The organism is Marinobacterium iners, assembly GCF_017310015.1.
Taxonomy (GTDB): Bacteria; Pseudomonadota; Gammaproteobacteria; order Pseudomonadales; family Balneatricaceae; genus Marinobacterium; species Marinobacterium iners.
Window position 1 is genome coordinate 1408562 of record NZ_CP022297.1, and the last position, 26834, is coordinate 1435395.

The following is a 26834-nucleotide window of genomic DNA, read 5'->3' on the forward strand; positions in this document are numbered from 1 at the left end:
ATTGAATCATATTTGAGCAACCGTTAATGTAGTTGAATTGTACTCATCGCTTTACTTTCTAAAGGGAACGCCACATGTCCAGACATGCCCGGTTGCACTCGCTTTCCTTCGCCAGCGCACTGCGTGAAGTGTTTCGTGAAGGTTATGATCGCCGAGCGCTTGGGCAGGATCTGCTGGCGGGATTGACCGTTGGGGTGATCGCGATCCCTTTGTCGATGGCGCTGGCGATTGCAAGTGGCGTACGGCCTGAGTACGGCCTGTATACGGCGATTATTGCGGGCTTTCTGATTGCGCTAAGTGGTGGGTCGCGTTTCAGTGTATCCGGGCCAACGGCGGCTTTTGTGGTGATCCTTTACCCGGTAGCGCAACAGTTTGGGCTGGCAGGGTTGCTGGTAGCAACGCTGATGTCGGCCGTTATTTTGCTGCTGCTGGCATTTGCGCGGCTTGGCCGGTTGATCGAATATATTCCCGAACCGGTGACATTGGGGTTTACCTCAGGTATTGCCATTGTGATTGCGACCCTGCAAATCCCTGACTTTTTTGGCCTGCAGCTGGCCGAAATGCCTGAAGCCTGGTTGCTCAAGCTGGCGGCGCTGGGGCAGGCCCTGCCTGCATTCGATGGCACAACGCTACTGGTGGCGGCCCTGACTCTTGCCACATTGATTCTTTGGCCCCGTTTGCGTTTGCCGATTCCGGGTCACCTGCCTGCCTTGCTGATCGGGGTAGGCGTGGCGTGGATTGCATCAAGCCTTGGCTGGAGCGTTGAGACCATTGGCAGTCGCTTCAGCTACCTATTGCCGGATGGTTCAACCGGACAGGGCATCCCTCCCTTCTTTCCAGAGTTTGTCTGGCCCTGGCAGCAGCCGGGTCCCTCCGGTGAGCCGCTGGACTGGTCATGGGCGCTGGTGCGTGAATTGCTGCCGGCCGCGTTTTCCATCGCCATGCTGGGTGCCATTGAGTCGCTGCTGTGTGCAGTGGTGCTGGATGGCATGACCGGCAAGCGCCACCATGCCAACGGTGAGCTGCTGGGGCAGGGGGTGGGCAATCTGGTGGCACCCTTCTTTGGTGGTTTTACCGCCACGGCGGCCATTGCGCGCTCTGCGGCGAATTACCGGGCCGGTGCACGGTCACCCATTGCCGGCATGGTGCATGCTTTGGTGGTGCTGGCAGGTCTGCTGGTATTGGCACCCTTGCTGGCATATCTGCCCATGGCGAGCATGGCCGCTCTGCTGCTGATCGTGGCCTGGAACATGAGTGAGGCACCCAAGGTGGTTCAGCTTCTCAAGCGTGCGCCGCGAGGTGATGTGCTGGTATTGCTGACCTGTCTGTCGCTGACGGTTCTGTTCGATATGGTGATCGCCATTTTTACCGGCATCATGCTGGCTTCGCTGTTGTTCATGCGGGATCTGGCAGGCATGACGCGCTTCACCAATATCAGTCAGCAGCAGAAACACGTGCCGGGACAGCTGAGGTCAGGCTGGCAGGTCTACAAGTTGAGCGGGCCGCTTTTCTTTGCGGCTGCCGAGCGGGTGTTTGATGAACTGCACGAGCAGTGCCAGGAAGCAAAAGGCGTGGTGCTGTACATGGATGCTGTACCGTTGCTGGACGCCGGTGGTCTGAATGCACTGGAGCACTTCATTCGTGCCTGTGATCGAGAGGGGATTGAGCTGGTAGTGGCTGACCTGCAATTTCAGCCGTTGCGCGCGCTGGCTAGGGCCGGCATGGTGCCGGTGCCCGGGCAGCTGAGCTTCACTTCGACTCTGGTGGAGGCGTTGCAACCCTTGATAGTTGAACACGCTGCGGCTGATAGCTCTCCAGCCACGCACTAAGCTCTTCAGCCGGCAGTGGACGGCTGAACAGGTAACCCTGCATGAATTGACAGCCCTGCTGAGCCAGGGTGGAGCGCTGGGCTTCGGTTTCCACCCCCTCCGCGATCAGGCGCAACTCAAGGCTGGCTGCCATGGATATGATGGCGCTTACCAGTGAGTCACCGTAGCGGTCGGTGTTGAGGTCACGCACAAACTCTCGGTCAATCTTCAGTGTATCGACCGGGAAACGCCTCAGGTAGCTCAGAGATGAGTAACCGGTACCGAAGTCGTCAATGGCCAGATTGACACCCACCTGCTTGAAACCGTTGAGCCAACCGATGGTTTCTTCCGAGTCTTGCAGCAACAACCCTTCAGTGATCTCTAGTACCAGCTGGGACGGGTTGATCCGGTTGCGTTCCAGAATGTCGCGCACCACTTCGGCTTCCAGTCCAAGCTCGCGCTGGCGCTCGGAAATGTTCACCGACAGATACAGGTTCATGCCATTGTCTGACCAGTGTCGCAGCTGGGCACAGGCCGTTTCCAGTACCCATTCGCCGATGGCGCCGATCAGACCGGTTTCTTCCGCCAGCGGAATGAAGGCGTCCGGTGGTATCATTCCTCGTTCAGGGTGATGCCAACGCAACAGGGCCTCTACCCCGGTGATGCGCCCGCTGCGGCCATGGACCACGGGCTGATAGAACACTTCCAGCTGTTCTCGGTCCAGTGCGTGGCGCAGGTCCTGCTCCAGTGTCATCCGCTGATTGGCATGTTCCTGCATGGCAGCAGTGAAGAAGTGAGTTTGATTGCGCCCGGACTGCTTGGCCTTGTACATCGCCAGGTCGGCGTTGCGAATCAGGGTCTCGGCGGTATTGGCGTCGCCTGGGTGCATGGCGATACCAATGCTGGCACCGATGATCACTTCCCGCTCAGCCAGCAGGAAGGGTTCACTTAACTGATCTATCAGCTTGGCTGCAACATGGGCCGCGTCGGCATCCGACTTGACGTTGTGTAACAGGATCACGAATTCATCTCCGCCGAAACGGGCAACTGTGTCGGTTTCGCGCACACAGTTGTTCAGGCGTTTTGCCACCTGTTTGAGCAGATCGTCTCCGTATTCATGGCCCATGGAGTCATTGACGAATTTGAACCGATCCAGGTCGATGAACAGCAGGGCGATCATCTGTTCGTCACGGTCGGCGGTGATGATGGCCAAATTAAGTCGATCCGACAGCAGGGTTCGGTTGGGGAGTTCCGTCAGCTCGTCATAGTAGGCCTGACGCACAATCTGAGCTTCGTCATTCTTGCGTTTGGTAATGTCCGAGAACACGGCAACATACTCACTGACCTTGCCTTCGCTGTCGTGAACCACCGAAACCGACAACCATTCTGGATAAATGGTGCCGTTCTTGCGCCGGTTCCAGATTTCGCCACTCCAGGAGCCGTGTTTGAGAATTTCCTGCCACATGTCTTGGTAAAAATGTTCGTCGTGGCGGCCGGAGCTGAGCATGCTCGGGTTCTTGCCCTGAACCTCTTCAAGGGCATAGCCGGTGATGCGGCTGAAGGCGGGGTTGATGGTCTTGATCAGACCATTCTGGTCGGCAATCATGATCGCTTCGTTACTGGTGCGGAACACCGTTTCGATCATTTGCAGCTGTTCTTCGACCTCTTTCTGCTGAGTGATGTCTTCTTTCACTGCAATGTAACTGAGGACTTTGCCTGCTTCGTCCCTTACAGCGGAGATGGAGGCTGATTCCCAGAAAAGGCTGCCATCCTTGCGTCGGTTCAGCAGCTGGCCATGCCATTCTTCACCCTGCTCCACGGTGGCCCACAGGTCACTGTAAACCTCGGGCGACATCTCGCCCGAGCTGAGCATGCCGGCACTCTGCCCCAGTGCCTCCTCGCGGTTGTAACCGGATATCTGACAGAATTTCGGGTTTACATACTCTATGCGGCCCTGGGTGTCGGTAATCATGACGGATGCAGGACTCTGTTCCATGGCGCGGCCCAGGTTGCGCAGCTTCTGCTCAATTTTCTGAGTATGAGTAATATCCGTACGCACGCAGGCAAGGCCGCCTTCACGGGTGCGACAATCACTGGCCATGATGGAGTGACCGCTGTCCAGATGTTCAATGTAGCTCTCGGCGCCGGGCTGCTCGCTGCCGATCTGTTCGCGTCGAAGCACATGGGGCTGCAGCTGGTGTTGAAAGTCGTCCCATTGCTCTAGTTGCAGCTCATCCATCCAGGGGTAGACCTGACGCCAGCGTCGGTTGCACACCATCAGGCGGCCCGCTGGGCTGAACAGGGCAAAGGCTTCCGACAGGCTCTCAACCGCATCGTGCATCCGGTCGCGGGAAGTTTCGGACTGGCGGCGCAGCAACATGAAGCGACGCAGCAGGTCACCCATCAGCAGGAAGACCAGCAGGAACACTCCAAACAGAGCAACGCCGAGGGCACGGGCATCCATGTTGGCATCTGAGCCACTGAAGTGATTGCGATCCCCGCTCCATAGGATATAGAACAGCAACAGCAGGTTCATTCCGGTCAGAACCAGCATCAGCTTAAGTGCGCGGGAAGAAACTATTCTCATTTAATCCTGTAGTGAATGAAGGGTTAAAGGGGGCAAAGTGTAGCGCCTGGCAGACTCTTTGCCATAGCTAATTCTGCCTATTTACCTAATTGTCCGTCAGTTTTGGGTGCTTGTCAGATTTTTTCCAGCCTGAATCGACCTTAATAGTGTACAATAAATACATCTAAATAGTCGGATGACGCACCAGAGGTCCAGTCATGGCAGTTGTTAATCTCGAACATACACCGCGCAACCATTATGAAGTGATATTCAGCAACGGCTTTCGCCCCATGTTTACGCTGGTTGCTTTGCAGGCGTTGCTGGCACTCGGTGGCTGGCTCGCGTTCTGGAATGGCTGGCTGGCCGCTCCGGAAACACTGGGTACGCCATTGCTCTGGCACGGACATGAGATGCTGTTCGGTTTTGTCGGCGCCGCGATAGGCGGTTTTTTGCTGGCTGCAGTGGCCAATTGGACCGGGCGGCGACCGGTTCATGGCGGTGCGCTGGTGCTGCTGGTGCTGTGCTGGCTGCTGGCTCGCGCCGTTGCGTGGCTGGGTGCGGACTGGCCAGCGCTGTTCAATGCGTTGGCAGCCTCACTGTACTGGGTGGTGCTGGCAATTTTGTTCGGACGTGAACTGATAGCGTCAGGCAACCGTCGCAACTTGAAGGTGCTGGTTTTGATCGGTCTGTTTACCCTGTTCAGTCTGGCGTTTCATCTGCAGTGGCTGGCGCCTCTTGATATCCTGCACCTGACTCTGGTGCTGGTACTGATGCTGCTTACATTGATTGGTGGGCGCATCACGCCAGCCTTTACCCGTAACTGGCTGAATCGTCAGTCGCCGACGCCCGAACGGTTACCGGCAGCATTTGGTCCGCTGGATACAGCTGCGGCTGTGATGACGGCGATTTCCGGTCTGGTCTGGGTATTCTGGCCCCAGTCGATGGCTGCCGCAGTGCTGCTGGCACTGGCGGGTGGGTTGCAGCTGGTACGGGTACTGCGCTGGTGTGGCTGGCAGACGCGCTCGGAACCGCTGCTGTGGGTGCTGCACCTGGGCTATGGCTGGATCGGTATCGGCCAGTTGCTGCTGGCCGGTGGCAGTGTCGGTTTCTGGCTCTCCAGCGCCGGTTTGCATGCGCTGACCATCGGTGCCATGGGCGGCATGATCATGGCGGTTGCGTCGCGTGCTGCACTGGGGCATACCGGCCGCGCGCTGGAGTCAACGCCGATACTGACCCTGGCGTTTGTCAGCCTGCACCTGGCGGCGCTCACGCGGATTGTTGCCGCGCTCTGGCCAGCTGTGATGCCGCCGTTGATTACGTTGTCAGCGTTGCTGTGGTTACTGGCCTTTGCACTGTTCAGCTGGCGTTATCTGCCGATTCTGCTGGGGCCATCTGTCAGCTTCAGTGACCGCCTCAAGGCGGGACAGGGCTGATCCTACCGGCTTACAGGCAGTTGGCCTTGCGGTAGCTGCCCTGATAATCAAACAGGCGCTCACGGACCTGCCAAAAGCCACCCCCTTTTGCGGAGCGGCCTTTCTTGCCGCTCATGCGGGCGATTACGAAATCGGGTGCTGGCAGTAATGCTTCACTGGCAACGACCTCGGCTGCGGAGGTGAAGCGGCGGGGCTGTCTGCCCTGACCACAGCGGCGACCGAACAGGTTATTGAACAGGGCCTTTTGTGCGGGACGATCCATGTGGAAACGCTCCTGCAGTTCCTCTCCCTGTTCCTCGTGGTAGATCAGCGTCACACACTCGCCGCTGGCACTGACACTGATACCGGCGCAGCGAATCACTTTGGCGTCCTTCAGCTGCAGCGCACGCTTGAGCAGGTCATCCGGGTCGATGATCGCTTCATTGCAGCTGTGGCAGCGACGGGCGGCGATGTCGTTTTCAGCCCCACAGTGGGGACATTCCTTGAACTTGAAGCGGTAATCACACTGTTGCGGTTTTTCCCCTTCCAGCTCCAGCAGGCCCTGACAGCGGCGGCCATGGTGTTCGATCACCTGACCGCTGTCGTCTGTCTTGCCCCAGAAAATGTTGGCAAAACCGCAGCTGGGGCAGAACACCTGTACCGGCTCACTGTCGGTTGAGGGGCGCGGTGTGCCTACCTCCGGGTGGTGCAGGTTGAAGCCATTCCCTGCGTAATCGACCACCAGACAGTCCCGCTTGCCCTCGCTCAGGCGCAGGCCACGGCCCACAATTTGCTGATACAGGCTGACCGAAGCGGTGGGGCGCAGGATGGCGATAAAATCCACATGGGGCGCGTCAAAGCCGGTGGTGAGAACGGCAACATTGACCAGATATTTCAACTGGCGCACCTTGAACGCCCGAATCAGCCGTTTGCGCTCCTCACTCGGTGTGGTTCCGGTGACGATGGCGGTCTGCTCGGCAGGCAGATAACCCTGAATTTCGCGGGCATGCTCGACTGTGGCGGCAAACACCATCACCCCTTCACGCTGCGCCGCCAGTTCGGTGATCTGCTCGCAGATGGCACGGGTAACACGCGGGTGTTTCAGCAGCAGACTGTTCAGTTCTCGCTCTGGATAATGACCGCTTGAAGAGGGTGTCAGGGCGGAAAAGTCGTAGTGGGCGATGGCGGCGTCCACCAGTTCGGGAGGTGTCAGATAGCCTTTGCGGATCATCCAGCTCAGCGGCAGTTCATAGATGCAACGTTCAAACACACGCGGCTCTTCGCTGCGCACAAAACCACGATAGTGAGTGCGGTAGATCCAGCCATAACCCAGTCGGTAGGGTGTGGCGGTCAGGCCGAGCAGTTTCAGCCCCGGGTTCTGTTGCCGCAGGTGGCTGATCACCTGCTGATACTGGGAGGTATCGTCTTCACTGACGCGGTGGCATTCGTCGATGATCAGGAGCGAGAACTGATCCGTAAAGTCCTCCAGATTGCGCGCGATCGACTGTACACTGGCAAAGGTAACCTGGTGATTGAATTCGCGTCGGCCAAGACCGGCGGAGAAAATGCCCGCTTCCAGCCCCAGGGCGGCATATTTGGCGTGGTTTTGCTCGACCAGCTCGCGTACATGGGTGATCACCAGAATGCGCTTGCGGGCCAGTCGCGCAAGCTCGGCGATGACCAGGCTTTTACCGGCGCCGGTTGGCAGTACAATCACCGCCGGGTCATCGCCGGCGCGAAAGTGTTTCAGGGTGGCGTCGACCGCTTCCTGCTGGTAGTCACGCAGGGTGAACGCGGTGTTTGTGGGGCGTTTGGCTGTCATGGCGGCCATGGTAATGCGCGGCCTGAGCAAACTCCATCGGTAGGGGGAAATGAATGACCTTTGAAGTCTGGTTACGGCTGTCGGCTTTTCTGTTGGTGCTGCTGTTGTGTGCCCTGTTCGAGTGGCGCATGCCAAGGCGCAGCTGGCGTTTTCCCAAAGGCTCACGCTGGCTGACCAACCTGACTCTCACCCTGCTGAATACCGTACTGGCCCGACTGACGCTGGGTGCTTTTGCCATCACTGCCGCTATCTGGGCCAGTGATCAGGGCATCGGGCTGTTCAATCACATTGCCGCCCCCCAGTGGCTGATTCTGCTGACCGGGGTTGTGGTGCTGGATGCGGCGGTCTGGCTGCAGCATCGGGTCACCCATCGGGTGCCGTTGCTGTGGCGGCTGCACCGAGTGCACCATACCGACCCGGAGCTGGATGTGACCACGGCGCTGCGTTTTCATCCGGTGGAGATCGGTTTGTCATTGCTGTGGAAGGCGTTGGTGGTGATTCTGCTGGGGCTGACACCGGCCGCAGTGATTCTTTTTGAGTTGTTGCTGAGCATTTCAGCCATTTTTACCCACGCCAACCTGCGCCTGCCTGCAGGGCTGGATCGGCGCCTGCGCTGGCTGATCTGCACCCCAGACATGCACCGCATCCATCACTCGGTGTATCAGCCGGAAACCGACAGCAACTACGGCTTTTTTCTGTCGATCTGGGATCGCGCCTTTGGCTCCTATCGCCACAAGCCCGCCGATGGGGTCGAACAGATGCGGCTGGGGCTGCTGGAATTTACCGAACCGCGTGAGCTGACGCTGGGGCATTTGTTGCTGCAGCCTTTGAAAAACATCAAACGGATCAACGATAACGGGCCGTTTGAAAAGCCGAATCGGCCCGTGTCATAGAAACGGTGCGCCGCCTTGGGTCAGGGTTTCAATGACCCGACCCCAGCTCGCCTTCAGGGCAGGCCAGCCAAGATGTTCTACATCAGGTGTCTTGATCGGCTCGCCGCGGTGTTTGGAGGCCGAAAGCTCGGCCAGCATTCGGGCCAGTGCCGTGGTTTCCTCCTGCTCGGCATAGCGATATTCAGCTGCAAACAGTTCACGGTAGGCCAGTCGATCCGGCACCACCGGGCGACAGCCTGCCGCGACCGCTTCCAAAACGGCAATGCCCTGAAAGTCGTGCAATGCGGTCGACAGCACCACGTCAGAGCGTTGCAGCAACCGACGATAGGTCTCGGTACTCTCGATGTGCCCCCAGCACCCCAGCTGCCCGCCGGATTCAAGTCGCCGTTTCAGTTGATCGAACACCGGAGGCAACCGCCGAAACTGCTGCCCGACCACATGCAGGCAAAAATCGACGTGATCGGTCTGCAGGCGCTCCACTGCGGCCAGCAACAATTCGGGGCCCTTGTCGAACTCCCAACGGTGATTCCAGACGATCTCCAGCGGGCCTTCAACTGGTGCGGCAGGCAGGAATACCTGCTCGGGCAGAGGAACGGGCAACACCTCCGAGCGAGCTCGTATTTGCTCCACCAGGCCGGGAGGAACCTGGTCGGGCAGCTTGCGCAGCAGTCGGTCAGCACCCTCCAGCAAGGTGTCTCGGTTGTAGCCGGAATTGAACAGCACGCGATCGGCACAGAGCGCGTTATAGAGATTCAGTATCAGGGGCTCGACACTTTGATGCTCATGCCCGGACGCGGGGTAGGCAAACTGATTTTCGTGGAAATAGACCACGCAGGGCGTCTGGGCCAGTGAAGGAACAAAGCCGCGCAGGCTGGTCAGGTCCACCATCGAGGTGGCAATGATCAGGTCATAGGGTTGCTGCAGGCGATCCCTTTCGCCGAAGGCCCAGCTCAGGCTGTTGCCGCGAATGCGCCAGCTGAAATAACGCGCGGGCAGGCTCAGTACCGTCCAGTCATGTTCGGGCAGAGCATTCACCAGCCCCTTGCGCCAGTACTGATGACTGACCGCATCGTAGGCTGACAGCAGAAGAATCCGCATATCGGTATCCAGGCAGAAAAAGAAACGCATTGTGCCAGAGGGGTCCGAACTTGTCAGACCGTGATCGGCCTGCTTGACTGAGGGTAGATGTTTCAAGGAGAGCACAGATGGCCAGAACAGTTTTGATTACCGGTTGCAATCGTGGTCTGGGGCTTGAGTTCGCCTATCAATATGCACGGGATGGCTGGCAGGTACATGCCTGTGCGCGGGATCTGGTGCATGCCGAGGCACTGCAGGCGCTGGAGGCGCGCTTTCCCGAGCAAATCAGCCTGCATACGCTGGATGTAAACAAGGACGGGCAGATCAAGGCGCTGGACCGCGTGCTGGAGAACACCACCATCGACCTGCTGATCAATAATGCAGGTTATTACGGTCCCAAGGGTGTGGCGTTTGGCACCCTGGAGCGTGAGCTTTGGCGACAGGTACTTGAAACCAATACGCTTAGCCCATTGATGCTGACGCAGGCGCTGTATCCGCGCATTGCGGCCAGTGAGCTGAAAACAGTGGCATTTCTCAGCAGTAAGGTTGGCAGTATTGCCGACAACACTTCAGGTGGCGGTTACTACTACCGCAGCTCCAAAACCGCACTGAACCAGATAGTGCGCAGCCTGTCCATCGACTTGGCGGGGGCCGGGGTAAAAGTGGTTGCATTGCATCCGGGCTGGGCCCAAACCGATATGGGGGGCAGTAATGCACTGATTACGCCAGAAGAGAGCGTCAGCGCCCTGCGCACGCTTCTGACAGGTCTAACTCAGGATCAAAGCGGCGACTTCATCAATTATGATGGTAGTACTCTGCCCTGGTGAGCTTTATTGCGGTGGTCTGATTGCTATGGAAGGGCCTGACAGGTAGATTTGATTCTCAATGCTTTTGGGCAGGGAAGGTGACAGGATGCTGCTTTCACAGATGCGATCACCGCTGACACTGACACTGCTGTATGCCGTTCTGGGTGTGGCGTGGATTGTGTTCAGTGACCAGCTTGTCGTTTACCTGGCCGGTGATCTTCACCGTTTTGCCGAGGTCAGCCGTTACAAGGGTGTGGCCTTCGTGCTCATCAGTGCGGCGCTTATTTACCTGGCTCTGACCCGTTTCCGGCTTGAGGAGTCGTCCAGCCGTGTCCCTGGGCGCCAACGCTTCCTTGTGCTTGCCTTTATCGCTCTGTTGCTGGTGGTGCCGCTGCTGGGGGTATCTGTAACCCGCCTGTATGGTCCTGAGCTGCAGCAGCGTGAGCTGGACCGGCTGGACCAGGTTGCCGAGCTGAAAAGCTCGCAAATCAGTCAATGGCTTAAACAGAGCAGTCGGGAGCTGGGAGCCATTGAGCAGCTGCTGGTAACAGGTGGCAGTACAGTTGCTCCCGAGTCAGAGGGTTTTGCACGCATGCAGCAGGCCGTTTCCAGTCTGTTGCAGGGGTTGGGTTATTCCGGGGCAGAAATCCACTTTCCGGGGCGGGAGCCGCTTCAACTGGGAACGGTCCCCCGTATAGCGACCAATGGTAATGCGCTCAAGCCCTTCAGAATCAGTCAGAGAGACTGGTTGCAGCTGCTACAGGATGAAAACGCGACTGCCTGGGTTCGACTGTCTCGCCCAAGTCATGAGGATCGCATTGCCCTTGAGCTTTATCGACCGCTTGAAACCTCGCTGCAGCCGATACTGTCTGAGTGGCTGTTAAGTGGAAACAGTGCGGAGCTTCTGTTGCTGCAGGCAAAAGGGGGCCGAGGAGTCTATATTTCACCGCTGAAGCACAGTGACGCTCGGCCCATGACGCAAACTATTGCTCTGATCGGGCAAACAATTCCTGGGGCTATTGCACTGGTTTCAGGTGGCGCGGGTGAGGTTGCTGGCGAGGACTACCGAGGTGTCCCGGTGCTGGCGGCTTACAGAACCGTACCTGATACCCCTTGGGCGTTGGTGATCAAACGTGACCATGATGAGGTGTTTGAGCCGCTTGATACCCTGCTACAGTGGATGCTGCTTTTAGGCATGATATTCATGCTGGCGGTGGGGCTCATCCTGCTGCTGCTTTGGCGTCAGCAGCGCCTGCGGTTAAGTTTGCAGGTCAAGGCGGATCTGGATGCGCGTGACCGAATCCTGCAGCGCTTTTATGACATGCCACTGATCGGAATGGGCATCTATGACCCCGTTGCCCGGCGCTGGGTGCGCGTCAATGACGAACTACTGTGGATGCTGGGCTATGAGCGTGAGCAGTTCATGGCAATGGACTGGCGGGAACTGACCCCAAGCCACCTGCTTGAAGAGGAAGAATATCAATTTCAGGCAGTAATGGATGGTGTCACCGATGGCTACCAGATGGAAAAACAGCTGCGTCATGCGGATGGGCATCTGGTGGATATTCGGCTTAATGTACAGATTGAACGGGAAAACGGCGGCTGGATGCTGGCAATTGCGCAGGATATCTCTGAGCGCAAGCGCCATGAAATGCTGATCCAGCGTCAGGCCAACCTGTACAACATGCTGTCGCAAACCAACCAGATGATTGTGCGCCGCCATACGCCGGATCGGATCTTCCAGAGCGCCTGTGATATTGCCGTCCGTTTCGGCAAACTGAGATTTGCCTGGATGGCTCAGCTTGATCAAAAAGGTCAACTCAAGCCCCTGGCCAGCGCCGGGTTTGGTGGCGAAAGCCTGCCGATGCTGGTGCAGTTGTGCCGCAATTATCCCGAGCAGGGGTTGACCATGGCAGCCATCAGGCAGGGCGAACGCATGCTGGCAAACAACATTTTTACCGACCCCGGCTTTCAGCCCTGGTATCAGCTGGCGCGACGCCATGATATCCATGCTGCCATCGTACTGCCCTTGAGTGATGCCGATGGCCGGCTTGTGGTGATGACACTGTATGCCGGCGAGCCTGACTTTTTCACCGATGAGGTTGTGAATACGCTGGATGAACTCAGCCATGACATCAGTTTTGCACTGGCCAACTACTCACGAGACCAGGCGCTGGAAAAGGCGAACCAGGTGATCAATGCCAGTCCTGTAGTCTTGATGCGCTGGGAAAACAGTGCAGGCTGGCCAGTGAGCTATGTGTCAGACAATGTGCGCCGCTGGGGAATCGAACCTGCGGAGCTGCGAAGTGGCGAGCTTAACTACGAACAACTGATACACCCGGATGATCGTGAGATCATTGCCGCGGAAGTGAAAGGGCATCTTGAACGCAACGAAAACGAATATCATCAGTTGTACCGTTTGCAGCTGGCATCGGGTGAGGTGATCTGGGTAGAGGACCATACCCATGTGCAGCGGGATCGTCAGAACAACATTCTACATATAGAAGGTGTATTGACCGATGTAACCGAGCGCCAGCAGCAGGAGGCACGGCTGGAACGTGCCTCGGCCGTACTGGACAGTACCCGCGAGGCCGTGGTGATCACGGACGCCCGACAACATATTATTCAGATTAACCCTGCGTTCAACGAGATGTTTGGCTGGACGGAGGAGGAGTTGGTCGGCAACACGCCGCACCAGTTTGCCTCCGGCCGTCATGACAGTACCTTTTATGAGCATATGTGGTACGAGCTGGATCAGTCCGGCCACTGGCAGGGTGAAATCATGAGCCGGCGCCGCGATGGCGAGGTGTTCCCGGCGTTGCTCAGTATCAGCGTGGTACGCGGGCCGCATGGCAGGATCAACCATTATGTCGGGGTTTATACAGACCTTAGCCGCTTGAAAGAGAGCGAATCCAGGCTGGAATACCAGGCACTGCACGACCTGTTGACCGGCCTGCCCAACCGACAGATGCTCTTCAGCCAGCTGGACCACTGTATTCATTACAACTGCCGCCACAAGCGTACATCGGCACTGCTGATGATCGACCTGGACAACTTCAAGGATGTGAATGACAGCTTTGGTCATCTGGTGGGTGATCAGTTGCTTGAGCAGGCCGCGCAGCGACTGAAATTGCGCCTGCGGGACGAAGACATGCTGTTCCGTCTGGGAGGGGATGAATTTGCGGTATTGCTTGAGGATGTAACTTCAGGCAGCGATGCAGCCAATGTGGCGTTAAGCTTGATTCGACAGTTTGACGGCAGCTTTACGCTAAGCGGTGGTGTGGAGGTTCGTGTCGGTGCCAGCATCGGCATCAGTCTGATCACCAATCTCAAACAGAAACCGGAAGACCTCTTGCAGCAGGCGGATGCGGCTCTGTTTCGAGCCAAGGAGCGGCGTGGCAGCCTGAGCTTCTATAGTGATGATCTCACTCAGGCTGCTCGCCAGCGGCTGGAGCTGGAACAGCGTCTGGGCCGGGCCATCGAAGCCAATGAACTTCGACTTTACTATCAGCCGCAGTGGTCTCTGGAAACGGGTGAAATGACCGGGGTGGAAGCGCTGGTCCGCTGGCAGGACCCTGAGCGGGGTCTGATCTCGCCAGTGGAGTTTATCCCCATCGCCGAGCAAACTGTTTTGATTGACCATATTGGCCGTTGGGTGCTGAACGAAGCCTGTGATCAAATTGCCCGCTGGCAGGCGGCTGGCCTGCATATCCCGCGTGTGGCTGTGAATGTGTCACCGCAACAGCTGCGCTATCACAGCCTGCCGGATGAAGTGGCCAAGGCGCTGGAGCGGACCGGTATTGCACCGGAGCTGCTTGAGCTTGAGTTGACCGAGAGCGCCCTGATGGCGCCCAACCTTGAACCGGTGGCCATGTTGAAGCAGTTGCGGGGACTGGGTGTGCGGCTGGCAATCGACGATTTCGGTACCGGCTACTCTTCCCTGGCTTACCTGAAACGTTTCCCGCTCGATCTGCTCAAGATCGACAAATCCTTTACCGATGATCTGCTTGAAAGCGATGAGGCACGTGCCATCGTTGAAACCATCATTGTGCTGGGGCACAAGCTTGGCCTGAGAGTGCTGGCCGAAGGGGTTGAAACCGAGGCCCAGCGCAGCCTGCTCAACACGCTTGGCTGTCACCAGTATCAGGGCTACTTGGCCAGCAAGCCTCTGCCCGTGGCAGAGCTGGAGGTGTTGCTGGCAGCACCGCAAGGTTGATCTGCAACAACGGGAGAAGATACCCAGTTGTGGCTTTTGATGTATGATCAAGCAAATGTTTAATACCCAGGTCTCAACCTTCTGACCTGCAGGGAGTGCAGTGGATACTGTGAATTCATCAGCCGTGTGTCACAGCTCCAACAGAATTGCTACCAATCTGTTACTGGCCGTCGCTTATGCGATGCTTGGACTCAGCTTGTCCAGCACAGGGCTGCATGACCAGATCGTACCCTTATGGTTGCCGGCAGGCCTCGCACTTGCGGTTGTACTGCGTTTTGGTACGAAAATGTTGCCGGGGGTGTGGCTCGGCAGTTTGCTGGTCAATTTGATTTTGCCCAACGGCTGGAACCTGCCAGAGACGGGACACCTGCTGACCGCATTGGTGATTGCCAGCGGAGCAGCCTTGCAAACCGGGCTGGCGGCATACCTGATCCGCCGTTTCGGTGTTGATCCACTGCTGCCTGTCAATGAGCGCTGGATGCTGCGCTTTCTGCTCTTTGCCGGGGTGCTGACCTGTACCCTGAACGCTACACTGGGAACACTAGCGGTCACGTATATCAACCAGTCCGGTGGTAGCCTGGGGCTGCTGCTGGATTGGGTCAGCTGGTGGCTGGGCGACAGCTTTGGTGCGGTTTTCGGTACCCCTCTGTTTCTCTCGCTGCTGCCGGCACCCCAGTCTGACGCTGCCTCTCGCCGTTGGGTATTGTCGGTACGACTGTTGGGAACCTTATTGGCGTTGGTCGTGATCAATCAGTACTACCTGTCTCACCTGTCCAGCCTGCTGGAGCGCAGTTTTCGTCAGGACGTTCAACTCATCGATGCACGCATACAGGCAACCATCCAGCAGAATCTGCGTGATCTGACCCGTCTGGAGCAGCAAATTGCGAGCCGACCCGATCTGAAGCCAGAGGAGTTTCGAGAGCTGGTATTTGCTCATATGCAGGACAACCCTGCGCTGCGCGCCTATTCCTGGGACCCGCTGGTGCCGCGTTCGCAACGGACCGAATTCGAGCAGCGCACACGTGAGCTGTTGGGTAACCCTGAGTATGCCATTTATGGTGAGTCCCCGCCGTCTGAAGAGGTCTTGATTCCGGTGCAATATGTCGAGCCGCTGGAGCAGAACCGGGCCGCACTGGGGTTCAACCTCTACTCGCTGGAAGATCGCCGTCGCTGGGTACTGCAGGCTGAATCACGCGGTCAGGCGGTGGCAACTGGTATCCTGAATCTGACCCAGGCACCGGATGAGCCGGGCTTGCTGATTTTGCAACCGGTTTACCGCCAGACGGGGGCAGAGTTGCTGCAGAGTCGGCGTGAACTGCTTGGCTTCATTGTGGGCGTCTTCACGGTGGCACAGTTTTTTGATGCCGCGTTGCAGGAGTCAGGCATCGAACATGTGGGCTTGAGAGTCTCCGAGCGATTTGGTGGTTCATTCTACGACACAGTCAAGGCCGGCTCCCAGGGGGTGCGCCTGAGTCAGGGGTTTCCGGTGCTGCTGACGCAGCAGGAGTGGCAGGTGGAGGCAGTGGCCGGGCCTGACTATCTGGCCGCTCACCCGATCAGTCAGGCACTCTATCTGCAGGTTTTGCTGGTCGGCCTTGGCGCTCTGGCCTCTTTGCTGATCCTGTCGATGTACAATCGTGAACGCCTGCTGGTCGCGCGGGTGCAGCAACAAACGCTGGATCTTGCCTGGCAGGCCCGACACGATGACCTGACCGAGCTGCCCAATCGCACCCGTATGCAGGAGCAGCTGACAGAGTGGCTGAAAACACCTGACAGTCCCTTTGCGCTGCTGTTCATAGACCTGGACCGATTCAAGCTGATCAACGATAGCCTGGGGCACCAGGTAGGGGACCGTCTGCTGCAGGCGCTGGCGTATCAGATGCGTGTGGAAACACCAGAAGACTGTAAGTTGTGCCGTATGGGAGGGGATGAGTTCATTCTGTTGGTACCCGGTGCCGCGCAGCGTGCCATTGCCGAGGCTCAGCGGATCCTGCTGATTGTGGACCGTCCCTATACGGTTGCCGAGCATAGCCTGCAGCTGACCGCGAGTATTGGTATCAGCCTGTGCCCGTCACATGGGCGTGATGCCGACAGCCTGATCAAGCATGCTGATACGGCCATGTACCGCGCCAAGTCGCGGGGCAAGGATCGTTATGAGTTGTACTCCGAGCAGTTAACCTCGGATGCGGTGCAAAGCTTTTCAGTCGAACAGGATCTGCGCCAGGCACTGCAGGAACATCAGTTGGTGCTGCACTATCAACCACAGTACCGCCTGGATGATGATCGCCTCTGTGGTCTGGAAGCATTGGTGCGCTGGCAACACCCGGAACGTGGACTTTTGGGGCCAGACCAGTTCATCCCACTGGCGGAAGAAACCCAACTGATTGTGCCGTTGGGGTGGCAGGTGATCGAACAGGCCTGTCAGCAGATGTCTCGATGGCTGGAGCAGGGGCTGGATGTTCCGCTGGTTGCGATCAATATTTCACCGCATCAGCTGTTACAGGCCGACTTTATCCCGCGCCTGAATGCACTGGCAGACGGGTTTGGTCTTGAACGCAAGCGCATTGAACTGGAAATCACCGAGTCGATGATTCAACAGGACCCTGATTTTGTGATTCAACAGCTGCAGCGCCTGCGTCTATCGGGGTATCACTTGGCGTTGGATGACTTCGGTACCGGTTTCTCCTCACTGGACCGTCTCAAGTACCTGCCGCTGAATCGACTCAAGATCGACAAGAGCTTCACCCGCGACATCGGCCGTAATCCCAAGGATGAAGCGGTTATCCTGACGGTAATCGCATTGGGCCGAAGTCTGGGTGTAGAGGTGCTGGCCGAAGGGGTCGAAACTGAAAAACAGCGCGACTTCCTCAAGATTCACCAGTGCAACAGCATGCAAGGGTTTTTGATGGGCAAGCCTGTTCCGGCAGAGTTGGTCAGCTTGCAACAGTCTGGATTTACTGACAGAGACAGGGGAAAGTGATTCAATAGTGGTCCACAGACCTGACACAAGGCAGTCAAGTCTGGTGTTTATTGACGTACCAGCTCTGGAGTTGTGATGCTGTTTGCCCCCCTTTCGAGCATTGCCAGCCGTGACGTTGTCACTTTGGCTGAGTCTGCCACCATCAATGCCGCTGTCAGCCTTATGGCTGAGCACTCCATTCATGACGTGATCGTTATCAGTCCTGAAAAGGACCTGCATATCATAACAGCGAAGATTGTAATGACGCTGCGTTTGGCTGATTTTGATTTCAGCAGGCCGTTGTCTGAGGCACATCTGCCTCAGGTACCCTGTATGCAGTACAATGAGCGTGTCAGTGAAGGCATCACGGTGCTGCGTGACTCACCCACAGAGCATCTGTGCCTGGTCAACGAGCAGCAGGAACTGGTCGGAATTGTCAGCTATTCAGACCTTATTACACATCTTGATCCGGGAAGTCTGGCAGAAACACGACGTATTAAAGATTTGCTGAATTTGTCGTCTTATTCTTCTTTACGCCCCGACGACAACCTGAAAACCGCCATGCTCACAATGCATTCAGCGGGGCATTCTGCAGCCTTGATAATGCCTGCGGAACAAGGCGTAGGTATTATCACCCAGAGCGATATTACCAGTGCCCTGCAGAATAATGCCGACTGGATGCAACCTGTCACACGTTTCATGACCAGCCCCGCTTTGACCGTGCAGGAAGAGTTGACGCTGCAGGAAGCGCTGTCCATCAGCCGTAAGGAAAAACTCAAGCGTCTGGTGGTCTGTAATGCTGCAGGGCAGGTCGTGGGGCTTTTGCACCAGAAAGAGCTGGTAGCCCTGGTGTATGAAAGCTGGCGCGAGATGTTGCGACGGCAGGAAGAAAGCCTCAAAGCTGCACTGGATACCACAGAAAATGAACAGCGCTGGCGAGCTGTGCTTGAAGGCACGCAGCAGGGTGTATGGGACTGGAACGCCCAGACAAACAAAGTGTTTTTTTCGCCGACCTGGAAATCGATGCTGGGTTACGCCGAAGATGAAATAAGCGACTCGCTCGATGAGTGGGACTCGCGTATTCATCCGGACGACAAAGCGGCAACCTATGCGGACCTTGAGCGACATTTCTCAGGGGAAACATCCGTTTACGAAAACACGCACAGAGTGCGCTGCAAGGATGGCAGCTACAAATGGATTCTGGATAAAGGCAAAGTTTTCAGCACTGATGCTGATGGCAGACCGTTGCGCGTGATTGGTACACATACCGATGTAACGGATGAGTATGAACAAAAACAACAGTTGAATCGTCTTGCGGGAAATGTACCGGGTGCGCTGTATCAATATCGGCTGTTTCCGGATGGCACTAGCAGCTTCCCCTTTGCAACGGCCAACATCAGTGATGTTTACGGGGTATCCCCCGCGCAGGTGAAAGAAGATGCTCAAATTGTGCTGGAGCGTTTGCATCCGGACGATGCTGAGCTGGTTGCCACTACCATATCAGAGTCTGCAGACCGGTTGACGGTTTGGGAAGTACAGTACCGCTACAACCATCCTGAAAAAGGTGAGCGCTGGCTCGAAGGGCGTGCCACGCCGGAAAAGATGGTTGATGGCTCAGTCATCTGGAACGGCTACATATACGACATTTCCGAGCGAAAGCGGCAGGAGCTGAAGCTGGCAGAAACCACGGCACAGTTTCAACTTACCATGGAGGCAACGAATACAGGTCTGTGGAGCTGGGATCTGGTCACAAATGAAGTTAACTGGTCCCCGGAAGCCTATTCAATGCTGGGATATGAGCCTGATGCTTTCCCGGTAACCCTCGAAAAATTCCAGTCTCTCATGCACCCTGATGATGTGCAGGGCATGATGTCTGATGTGATGAGCAGTATCGAGCAGGGTGATGGCTTCAATGTTCAGTTTCGGCTGCGTCATGCCGAAGGGCGCTGGGTCTGGATTCAGGGGCGAGGAAAGGTCACGGGCAGTGATGGTACGGGGAAACCCGTTTTCATGATGGGGACACACGCCGATATCTCCGAGATCAAGCAGGTTGAACAGGCTCTTGCTGAAGCTCGTGCAGCTGCAGATACAGCGAGTCGTGCCAAGTCGGACTTTCTGGCCAATATGAGCCATGAAATTCGTACGCCCATGAGTAGTATAATCGGCCTCAGCCAAATCAGTGTGGATGAACAGGATTTGACCACTCTGCATGACAGGCTGCGAAAAATACATCACTCCGGGCGTTTGCTGCTTGGAATTATTAATGACATTCTCGACTTTTCAAAAATTGAGGCGGGTAAGCTTTCGATCGATCCCCAGCCATTTTTCTTAACGGGTTTGGTGGATAACCTAAACAGTCTGTTTGCCGATATGGCGAGCCGCAAAAACTTGCAGTTATCAATGCGTATTGATGAAGGGGTGGGTGACGCCTTTGTCGGTGACGAGCTGCGCCTGCGACAGGTGCTGACCAATCTGATCGGCAACGCCATCAAGTTTACCGAGCATGGAAGCATCCAACTTGTCGTTTCTACGCACCAGTCGTCAGTGGACCGACAATCGCTGAAGTTCAGTGTGTTGGACACGGGCATCGGTATTACGCAAGAGCAGCAGCAAAAACTGTTCAATGCATTTAGTCAAGCTGATAACTCGGTAACCCGCAAACACGGTGGTTCCGGGTTGGGACTTGTGATCAGCCAGCGTCTGGTTGAAGTGATGGGCGGCAGCGGTATTGAGCTTGAAAGTCAGCCGGAGCAGGGGTCTGTTTTCAGTTTTATTCTTCCTTTGCGTGCTTGTGAAGCTTCCGAGCAGGAAATGCTGTTGCACAAGAAATCTGCAACGCTGGACAAGATTCATACCCTGCAAGGCAGGGTTCTGTTGGTTGAAGATAACCAGATCAACCAAGAGGTCGCCAGATCTTTGCTTGAAAAGCTGGGGCTTGAGGTAACGGTGGCGCAACAGGGGGATGAGGCGTTGGATCTGGTTGAGCAGTCTGACTTCAGCCTGATCCTGATGGATATTCAAATGCCGGTCATGGATGGCTACGAGGCCACCCGACAGTTGCGTGTGCGTGGCTGTGAGCTGCCAATCATCGCCTTGACGGCTGCAGCAATGGCGGAAGACCAGGCAAGAGCATTGGCTGCAGGTATGAACAGTCATCTCTCCAAACCCATTGATCCTCAGGCGCTGCAGCAGGTGTTGGCCCAGTGGCTGAAAGCGGAAGCGACAGAGTCCAAGGCAGTCCAAAGTGTTGCCGCCGATACACGACCTGACCCGGCCCTAACGTCTTTTGAGTCAGTGAGGGATGCTACCCCTTGCAGTTGTTTTGATGCAGGTGCCGGTCTGACCATGCTTAGTGGCAACCGGCAGCTGTACAGGAAGGTTTTGATGGAGTTCCTGCAGCAGTTTGACTCGGATTACCAACAATTGCCCGGCAAGCTTCGCCATTTGCAAACCGAACCCTCTCCGGAGGCAATCGCCTCGCTGCAAAAGTTGGCGCACAGCCTTAAAGGCGTTGCCGGTAACCTGGCTTTGCAGGCACTGGCGGCTTTGGCAACCTCACTTGATCGAACCTTGAAACAGTCTGAGGTTCCAACCGAAACTGAGGCCAGTGCGTTGGAACAGTGCCTGCAGCAGACGACAGCGGAGATAGAACGATGGCTTGAAAAAGAAGAGTCTGCCGAGCAAGCTCAGCCAGGGCGGAGCAATACGCAGAACAAATCTGTCCAATCCGATTTGCAGGCCTTGCTGGCGGCAATACAAAACAGTCAATTTATTGATGAGTCTGAGCTGCAGGCACTGGCTGAACAATTGCCGGAAGAGGCCCATGAGCACTGGCGTACTTTGTGTCAGGCACTGGATGATTTCGAGTTTGAGCAGGCTGCAGAGATCCTGTCTCGGCTGATACTTCAGCTAACACAGAGTAGCCAATAGTGCCAAGGCTAGTATCCAACTCATTAAGCAAACGATTGCTGCTGACTACGCTGGCGTCTGTTCTTGTGACGACACTATTGCTTACGGCAATGGTCGAGTGGCTGGTGTTACAGCATAACCGTAGCCTCCTGCTAGAGCATCAAAAAAGCTACACGAACCTTGTGGCACGCCGTATTGATCACGGGCTGGAAGTGCGCACGCGTACGCTGAAAGGCTTGGCCGGGTTGCTCAATGATGGTGAGCAATTACTGCCGCTTGATGCCATGCAGGCTGTTCTGGACTCACGCCTACAGCTTCATGAACATTTTAATAATGGCCTTTTGGTGCTCAGTAAAGAGGGTGTGCTCTCGGTTGACTCCCCGGTACTAAAAGGGCGTGTTGGCATTGATCTGAGAGACCGTGAACATTACCGACACGTATTGCGGACGCAACAGCCGTATATTTCCAAGCCACTCATTGGTAGAGGTGTCAACTCGCCGGTTTTTCTGATCAGCGTACCCATATTGAACCGGCGCAACCAGTTGCTTGGCATGACGCTTGGCTCAACTCGCTTGGCTGAAGATAACCTGCTGACCGATATTTCACTGCAAACCATCGGTGATGAAGGTGAGCTGTGGGTGTTGGATCTTGAAAGCGATCTTGTAGTCACCAGCTCAAAGCGAGAATACGTCATGGGACATATCTCGCAGTTGGGTTTTAATACGTTGCCCAATCGCCTGAAGCAAAAAGAGTGGCAGGGTCAGGTGACCAATGGCGGCGGGAAATCACTGTTGTATACAGCGACTCCGTTACAGCAAACGGGCTGGGTTGTGGTACATACCTTTCCTGCGGCCATGGTATTGGAACCGGTCAAAGCATTGCTGTTGCAAGTTGTGATGGCTGTCACAGCGATGCTGGTCGTGGTGGCATTACTGGCGTATTGGCTGATCAAGCGGCAGCTGCGCGACCTGAAAAACTCAGCGACCCAAATAGCCAGCATGCTGGAAAACGTTTCCGAGGTTAAACCGTTAACGGTTGTACGAAATGATGAAGTTGGGCTGCTGGTAAGTGCTTTCAATCAGCTGCTGGAAAAACAGGAAGTACAAGCCCAGCAGTTGTTGGCTGCGAAAACTAAAGCTGATCAGGCCAACCAGGCCAAGTCCGAGTTCCTGGCTAACATGAGTCATGAAATTCGCACCCCCCTGAACGCCATTATCGGACTGAGTGAGTTGCAGCTGGGGGAGGAACAGCCTCTGCACATGCAGCAGCGTACTCTTCAGATTCATCACTCGGGCAAGCTGTTGCTTGGAATCGTGAATGACCTGCTGGATTTCTCCAAAATTGAAGCCGGTAAAATGGAGTTTGAATCGCACCCGTTCAGGCTGAGTGACGTGTTGCAGCAGCTTGCGTCGCTGTTTGCGCTTCCCACTAGCCAAAAGGGTCTTGAACTGGTGTTGCACCTGCAGCCGGACTTGCCTGAGGCGTACGAAGGGGATTATTTGCGCCTGACCCAAGTTTTGACCAATCTGATGGCTAATGCCGTTAAGTTCACTGAGCAGGGCACGGTGGAACTGCTGATAGAAGCGAAAGCGATACAGGATAAGCAGGCTGAGCTTGTTTTCAGCATCAGTGATACCGGGATCGGTATGACACCCGAGCAGCAGGAGCGGTTGTTTAAGGCTTTCAGCCAGGCGGATACCTCAATCACGCGGCGTCATGGTGGCACGGGTTTGGGATTGACCATTAGTCAGCGGCTGGTAAGGCTGATGGGCAGTTCTGGAATTCACCTTCACAGTGAAGCCGGTGTGGGCAGTTGCTTCAGCTTTGGGCTGTGTTTGCCTTTGGCTGTAACCAGTGAGCAATCCTTACAACAGCCACTTCGCTGTAAAAACGGTGCATGTCATGCGCTCGTGGTGGATGATCAGCCCATAGCACGCCAAATTCTACGCGAAATCCTTGAGTCCTGGCAGTTTGTGGTCGACGAAGCTGAAGACGGCATTCAGGCGGTAGAAAGGGTGCAACAGCGACTCAAACATCAGCAGAGCTACGATGTTGTACTGATGGACTGGGAAATGCCGAGAATGAACGGCCTTAATGCGCTGCGCACGATCCGCACGGTGATGCAGGAAGCCGGTATGTTGCGTCAGCTGCCGGCAATGCTGATGGTATCGGCGCATGACCAATCAGACATCCAGCTCTATGGTGAAGATGATATTGAGTATCTGCCCAAGCCGGTGCATCGCTCTTCACTCTACGATGCCCTTTCGCACCTGTATCAACAGAACCAGGTACAACTGCCGTCGCTTGCCGAGCGCTTCTGTAGTCAAAAGGTGCTGGTTGTAGAGGATCACCCGATCAATCAGCAGGTTGTTCAGTCACAGCTGGAGCAGATGGGGCTGACGGTCAGCCTGGCTGGAAACGGTGCCGAAGGTGTGGAGCAGGCTCGCCGTGAACAATATGACCTGGTATTGATGGATATCCAGATGCCGGTTATGGATGGCTATGAGGCAGCTCGTACGATTAGAACCTTCAATACAGAGGTTCCGATCATTGCCCTGACCGCGGCAGCACTGGTTGAAGACCGTGAAAAGGCTCTTCAGGCTGGCATGAATGATCACTTGGGCAAACCGTTCTCAGCACAACAGCTGTTTGACCATCTGCGCCCATGGCTGCAAACCCGCCAGGTGTCTGTAGAACCTTCAGCTGCGGCTGCTGAAGCAGCAGAAAAACCAAGCACTGCACAGTTGACGGTTGCACAAAAACGGTCACTGCTGATTGTGGATGACATGGCGGCCAATATTCGGATTTTGGCTAACCTGTTGAAAGATGACTACACAATTCAAGTAGCCAACCGAGGACAAAAGGCTCTGGATATTGCCCGTGGAAGTCATCCTCCGGATCTGATACTGCTGGATATCATGATGCCGGAGATGGACGGTTACCAGGTGTGCCGTGAGCTTAAAAACAATGCGATCACCAATCACATTCCGATCATTTTCGTGACGGCAATGGATGCAGTTGAGGATCAGAAAAAAGGCCTGAGTTTGGGGGCAGTTGATTACATCACCAAGCCTTTCGATGCTGATATCGTGAAGGTGAGAGTACGCAATCACATGAACCTGAAGGTCAAAACGGACATGCTGGAAGATATGTCGCATGTGGACGGTCTGACACAGGTGGCTAACCGGCGCAACTTTGATCGATCACTGCAACGGGAGCTGAAACGTCTTGAGCGCAGTGGCAAGCCGCTGGGCCTTGTTATGCTGGATATCGACTATTTCAAGCCGTTCAATGACCACTATGGTCATGGCAAAGGGGATGAGTGCTTGATTAAGGTGGCCGCGGCACTGCAGCAGGTGATTAAGCGCCCCGGTGATCTGTTGGCACGTTACGGTGGTGAAGAGTTTGCAGCCATTTTGCCTGAAACAGATGCAGAGGGCGTGGCACGGGTGGCTGAAGCAATGCGCGCTGCTGTAGAGGCAATCGATGTCGAGCATGGCTATTCACAGGTTGCTGATCATGTGACGATCAGTGTGGGCTGCTGTGCTCAAATCGTTACAGCTGAAACAACGGCAGAGCAGCTGCTGAACAGGGCGGATACCGCACTTTATGCTGCCAAACGGCAGGGGCGCAATCGGGTTGTGATTTAAGCCATGAGGCTGAAGCTATTATGACGGTAAAAGTGGAACTGATGTGTAATAGCGTGCAGCTGTATATAACTGCGCTGATACTGGGATTGCTTTTATACCCGATTTCAAACATAACCTGAATCAGTGACTTCACCCGCTGTTGCAGCACCCAGCACTGAAGACGACCTCGCTCTTTAACACAGCTCGATCTTATCTAACGTGTACCGGGTTAATCTACGCCACTGCAGCATCGATCATGCTTCTCACCGCAGTATTTCGTCTCGATTCTGTCTGCAGGCCAAGGCATACCCTGCCATGCATGGCGCTCGGGCGTGTGGCTATTTTGAATGGCTGTAAATCCGACAGTCCGGATCAGGCCAGCCCGTAGACGCGACTGAATGCCCCGAAACCGGGACAATGTCGTCCGAAGCGCAGGTGGAGACGACGACCGCTGCTGACTAAGCGACAGGCCATATACATCAGTTCCTGAATCACGGTTTTCAGCCGCCGACGCTTGGCCGGATGACGCACCGGTGCATCCGGCCCCAATAGCGCGTTCTGTCCCATCCAACGCAGTATGTTGTAGCCCAGTACGGCAAAGGCTATGACCAGGTCGTTGGTATCGAACTTCCCTGACGGCAAACGTTCGAGATCCAGATCAGTCTTGAACTCACTGTGGAACTGTTCGCTGGTGGCGTGATCCTGGTAGAGCGCAATGACCTTGGCGTTATCTGCTGCGTCCGATGTGAGTGAAGTCGTCCAGCCCTCCAGGCTGACCTCCGGCTCCAAAAACAGCTGTCCTGAACTGTCACTCTGGCGCACCGTCACCTTGACGATCAGGCGGTCGTCCGTGCCATCCAGCGGTTCGCTTACCAGCGTTTCCATTTTGCCCGGTCGGGTATGGCACCAAAGTGCGCCGGCCGCATGAGCCTTGTCGACCCAGGCCAGTCCATCTTGTGAGCGGGGGTTCCACTTAATCAGGTAGTCTGCCCCGTGCGCACGGAAGTACCCCCGGTTCTCGGCGGCATCATGGGCGCTGTCAAGACGTACCAGTAGCGGTGCATCGGTCAGCTCTCGGACTCGAGGCAGCACCCGGTCGAGGGTGTGAATAAACTCTTTATTGGCATGTTGGTTACCCGGTCGCAGCTCACAGCCCAGACACCAGCCCTCCGTGCCCAGGTAGGCCGCGATGGGGGCATAACCGTCATGCCCCTTGTAGGTATAGGCCACGCCCTCTTTTTTACTGTTGCTGTTGTCCATGGGAAACACGTCCATATCCAGTGGCACGTGCCCGGTGGTGAGTGTGCCGATAGGCACCGAAGCGTTACACAGAAACTCGACGCTGGCCTCATCCAATAACGGGATCAGTGCGCGGGCATCTTCATCAAAGCGCTGACGCAGCCGGGCCGATGAAGGTGATTGCTTGATGCCCATGGCCGCTTTGAAGAAGGGATCATGGCGTGCGTGCTCGACCGCTTCGAAGTCGCTCTTGCCAAGGCAAATCAACCCCAGGTAGGTACGGATGAGGTCGATGTTGGCGATGCCATGGCGCTTGACGATGGAGCGCGAGGTCTTAGCCAGAGAGGTCATCCTGTTCACGCTGTGCCCAACCAGCGCCAGACCACCGTGGGGTGTGATAATCTCGGTTTTTGACTGTTCAAGCTTGAAGGTACGCATAGTCAGATATCACTGCCTGGGTGAATCGAGAATGGCGTCCATATTACCGCCGCAGGCCGC

General features: G+C 56.0%; 12 protein-coding genes. 8 read left to right on the top strand and 4 right to left on the bottom strand.

The window, feature by feature from the left end:
• Positions 1-74: 74 nt before the first annotated feature.
• Positions 75-1829 carry a C4-dicarboxylic acid transporter DauA gene (gene dauA / locus CFI10_RS06815; protein WP_206840807.1) on the top strand — a complete coding sequence of 585 codons (1755 nt, stop codon included), beginning with the start codon at positions 75-77 and terminating at the stop codon, positions 1827-1829.
• Here dauA and CFI10_RS06820 read toward each other — a convergent pair.
• Positions 1750-4395: an EAL domain-containing protein gene (locus CFI10_RS06820; protein ID WP_206840810.1), complete on the bottom strand. Its 2646-nt coding sequence runs from the start codon at positions 4393-4395 to the stop codon at positions 1750-1752. The genes dauA and CFI10_RS06820 overlap by 80 nt on opposite strands.
• A 197-nt stretch (positions 4396-4592) precedes the next feature.
• Between CFI10_RS06820 and CFI10_RS06825 the strand changes: the two genes are divergently transcribed.
• Complete coding sequence (locus tag CFI10_RS06825) at positions 4593-5807, top strand: NnrS family protein (protein ID WP_206840812.1); 1215 nt, start codon at positions 4593-4595, stop codon at positions 5805-5807.
• Positions 5808-5817: 10 nt separating this feature from the next.
• On the opposite strand, the gene radD is transcribed toward CFI10_RS06825, so the two are convergent.
• Entirely contained in the window at positions 5818-7608 is a 1791-nt protein-coding gene (gene radD, locus CFI10_RS06830) for a DNA repair helicase RadD (protein WP_206842003.1), read from the bottom strand.
• 53 nt (positions 7609-7661) lie between these two features.
• Between radD and CFI10_RS06835 the strand changes: the two genes are divergently transcribed.
• The gene (locus tag CFI10_RS06835; RefSeq protein ID WP_206840814.1) at positions 7662-8501 is read left to right on the top strand and encodes a sterol desaturase family protein; all 840 of its coding nucleotides are present in this window, start codon (positions 7662-7664) and stop codon (positions 8499-8501) included.
• Here CFI10_RS06835 and CFI10_RS06840 read toward each other — a convergent pair.
• Positions 8496-9629 carry a tRNA-queuosine alpha-mannosyltransferase domain-containing protein gene (locus CFI10_RS06840; protein WP_242530143.1) on the bottom strand — a complete coding sequence of 378 codons (1134 nt, stop codon included), beginning with the start codon at positions 9627-9629 and terminating at the stop codon, positions 8496-8498. The genes CFI10_RS06835 and CFI10_RS06840 overlap by 6 nt on opposite strands.
• 77 nt (positions 9630-9706) lie before the next feature.
• Between CFI10_RS06840 and CFI10_RS06845 the strand changes: the two genes are divergently transcribed.
• From CFI10_RS06845 to CFI10_RS06865, 5 genes are all read left to right on the top strand, one after another.
• Positions 9707-10405: an SDR family oxidoreductase gene (locus CFI10_RS06845; RefSeq protein WP_206840816.1), complete on the top strand. Its 699-nt coding sequence runs from the start codon at positions 9707-9709 to the stop codon at positions 10403-10405.
• Positions 10406-10490: 85 nt separating this feature from the next.
• Positions 10491-14600, top strand: a complete 4110-nt coding sequence (locus tag CFI10_RS06850) for an EAL domain-containing protein (RefSeq protein ID WP_206840818.1) — start codon at positions 10491-10493, stop codon at positions 14598-14600.
• Positions 14601-14700: 100 nt separating this feature from the next.
• Positions 14701-17580 (top strand): bifunctional diguanylate cyclase/phosphodiesterase, encoded by a 2880-nt coding sequence (locus CFI10_RS06855; RefSeq protein WP_206840820.1) that lies wholly within the window; start codon positions 14701-14703, stop codon positions 17578-17580.
• Positions 17581-17655: 75 nt separating this feature from the next.
• Positions 17656-21489 (top strand): PAS domain-containing protein, encoded by a 3834-nt coding sequence (locus CFI10_RS06860; protein ID WP_206840822.1) that lies wholly within the window; start codon positions 17656-17658, stop codon positions 21487-21489.
• 35 nt (positions 21490-21524) lie between these two features.
• Positions 21525-25118 carry a response regulator gene (locus CFI10_RS06865; RefSeq protein ID WP_206840824.1) on the top strand — a complete coding sequence of 1198 codons (3594 nt, stop codon included), beginning with the start codon at positions 21525-21527 and terminating at the stop codon, positions 25116-25118.
• A gap of 351 nt (positions 25119-25469) precedes the next feature.
• Here CFI10_RS06865 and CFI10_RS06870 read toward each other — a convergent pair whose 3' ends face one another.
• A complete protein-coding gene (locus CFI10_RS06870) occupies positions 25470-26774 on the bottom strand; it encodes an IS1380 family transposase (RefSeq protein ID WP_206834329.1) in 1305 nt (434 codons plus the stop codon).
• Positions 26775-26834: the final 60 nt, after the last annotated feature.

Excerpts from the sequence above, each read along its gene's own strand:
- dauA (WP_206840807.1), top strand. The coding sequence starts at position 75 with ATGTCCAGACATGCCCGGTTGCACTCGCTTTCCTTCGCCAGCGCACTG.
- CFI10_RS06820 (WP_206840810.1), bottom strand. The coding sequence starts at position 4,395 with ATGAGAATAGTTTCTTCCCGCGCACTTAAGCTGATGCTGGTTCTGACC.
- CFI10_RS06825 (WP_206840812.1), top strand. The coding sequence starts at position 4,593 with ATGGCAGTTGTTAATCTCGAACATACACCGCGCAACCATTATGAAGTG.
- radD (WP_206842003.1), bottom strand. The coding sequence starts at position 7,608 with ATGACAGCCAAACGCCCCACAAACACCGCGTTCACCCTGCGTGACTAC.
- CFI10_RS06835 (WP_206840814.1), top strand. The coding sequence starts at position 7,662 with ATGACCTTTGAAGTCTGGTTACGGCTGTCGGCTTTTCTGTTGGTGCTG.
- CFI10_RS06840 (WP_242530143.1), bottom strand. The coding sequence starts at position 9,629 with ATGCGTTTCTTTTTCTGCCTGGATACCGATATGCGGATTCTTCTGCTG.
- CFI10_RS06845 (WP_206840816.1), top strand. The coding sequence starts at position 9,707 with ATGGCCAGAACAGTTTTGATTACCGGTTGCAATCGTGGTCTGGGGCTT.
- CFI10_RS06850 (WP_206840818.1), top strand. The coding sequence starts at position 10,491 with ATGCTGCTTTCACAGATGCGATCACCGCTGACACTGACACTGCTGTAT.
- CFI10_RS06860 (WP_206840822.1), top strand. The coding sequence starts at position 17,656 with ATGCTGTTTGCCCCCCTTTCGAGCATTGCCAGCCGTGACGTTGTCACT.
- CFI10_RS06870 (WP_206834329.1), bottom strand. The coding sequence starts at position 26,774 with ATGCGTACCTTCAAGCTTGAACAGTCAAAAACCGAGATTATCACACCC.